Here is a 1,923-nt window from a genome sequence, read left to right as displayed (position 1 = left end):
CGCTCGCCCGCCGCGCCGCCGCTTGCCGGCAGCGCCGCATCGGCGACGAGGACCCACGTCGGCGCGGTCACGTTGTTGTCCTGCGCGTGAGCACCGACTGCCGGCAGAAGCGTACTCAAGCCCGCCGCGCCGATTGCGAACACCGCAAGGCCCCGGCCTAACCCATAGCAGTACTGATGAAAAAATCTGTTTTTCATGATTTCCTCCCGGGAAGCGATAGCGCGTTCGCGCTTCGCTCCTCGTGCCCTTGTGTCTGACGCCGCGCCGCTGTGCATGCCGTCTCGACGACCGCTGCGCGCGTCGACCCCCGCCAACCCCACGCCGCCGCGCCCCGGCGGGCGCATCGCGCTCGTGGCCGATGCGGTGTCGCCGGTGCGTGCGGTACACGCGACGTCCGGATCGCGCGAATCGCCGCTTTACGCAGGACTGCTTGTCGATCGCCGGAGCCCGCGAGCGGGACGGCGGATAACAGGCGTGTCATGCGTGCGGCCATTCGTTCGCCCATTGGTTCGTTCGATGCGGCGCGCCGCGGTCTGCGGCGTGTCGCGAGGGGCGCAGCGACCGGATGTCTGGTCTCGATATAGCGAGTTCTGTGCCATCGCCCGCAGAAGGCCGCGCCGTCTGGACTTGACGTTTTGCTTGCGGCGCGCGAGGGGGCGAAATCGCTGAAAACGTTTCGGCGATGAAACGCGGCGGCGCGGTTCGCGCGGGTTTCGTATCAAACGCGAGAGGGGACGGAAGCGGTAACGCGCGGCGTGGATCGGACCGTGGGCGACGCAACGATCGCCGCCGGCGCGCGGGCTTCGGCGGTCGGGATCAGCCTTGTTTCGGCGCGTCGACGCGTTGCAGATCGCGCAGCTGATCGGCGGGAATATGGCAGCGGATGCGATGGCCTGCGCCGATGTCGTCGAAGGGCGGGGCCGCTTCGTCGCAGATCGCGCCGATCTTGCGCGGGCAACGCGCGCTGAACAGGCAGCCGTGGCCGGTATCGACGCTCTGCGCGACGGTCGATTCGCGCGCAACCTTGGTGGCGTTGTCGGCGGCGACGTGCCGGGCGTCCTGCGTGCCGCCGGCCGCGTCGAGCAGCGTTTCCGTGTACGGATGGCGCGGGCCGTCGAACACGGCTGCGGCCGGGCCGCTTTCGAGCACGCGTCCCGCGTAGAGCACCATCACGCGGTCGGCGAGATAGCGCACCACGCCGAGATCGTGCGAGATGAACAGATAGCTCACGCCGCGTTCGCGTTGCAGCCGCGCGAGCAGGTTGAGGATCGCGGCCTGCACGGACACGTCAAGCGCCGAGGTGGGTTCGTCGCAGATCACCACGCGCGGCTCGCCCGCGAAGGCCTGCGCGATCGCCACGCGCTGTTTCAGGCCGCCCGATAACTGGCGTGCGCGGGCGGCCAGATAGCGCAGCGGCACGCGCACGGCTTCGAGCAGCGTGTCGATACGCGCGTCGGCGGCGTCCTGCGTGGTCGCCTGAAACTCATGCAACTCGTGCGACCCGGCGCGTGCGAGCGCCCGGCCGACCAGCGTGCGCACCGGCAGCGCGCGGTTCAGCGAGGCGTCGGGATGCTGGAACACGACGCGCAGCGCGCGCCGCTGACTTGCATCGCGTCGCGCGACGTCGGCCGCGAGCGGCGCGCCATCGAGCTCGATCGTGCCGCCAGGATCGGGCGCGTGCAGTCCGAGCAGCAGTTTCGCGAGCGTGGACTTGCCGCTGCCCGACTCGCCGACGAGCCCGAGCGTCTCGCCCGCGCGCAGTTCGAGCGAGACGTCGTGAAGCACGCGCAGCGCGCTTGCGCCCCGGCCGAACGTGCGCGAGACGCCGCTTGCGCGCAGCACGACTTCGGCCTCGCGCGCGGGGTTTTCGGGGCTTTCATCCGATGGATCGTTTGTCTGAGCAATGATCGGCGCGACGTCAGA

General features: G+C 69.9%; 2 protein-coding genes. Both read right to left on the bottom strand.

Annotated elements, in window-relative coordinates; translation table 11 throughout:
- A partial coding sequence (locus G3N97_RS38425; protein ID WP_205997945.1) for a hypothetical protein occupies positions 1–197 on the bottom strand: 197 nt, incomplete at its 3' end.
- 619 nt (positions 198–816) lie between these two features.
- Positions 817–1,923: oligopeptide/dipeptide ABC transporter ATP-binding protein (locus G3N97_RS38420; RefSeq protein ID WP_205997944.1), on the bottom strand; the 1,107-nt coding region annotated here is incomplete at its 5' end.

This window comes from Paraburkholderia sp. Ac-20347, from assembly GCF_017104805.1.
GTDB lineage: Bacteria > Pseudomonadota > Gammaproteobacteria > Burkholderiales > Burkholderiaceae > Paraburkholderia > Paraburkholderia tropica.
Note: the sequence above shows the minus strand (reverse complement) of the source record. Positions and strands in the feature narration are given on the sequence as shown.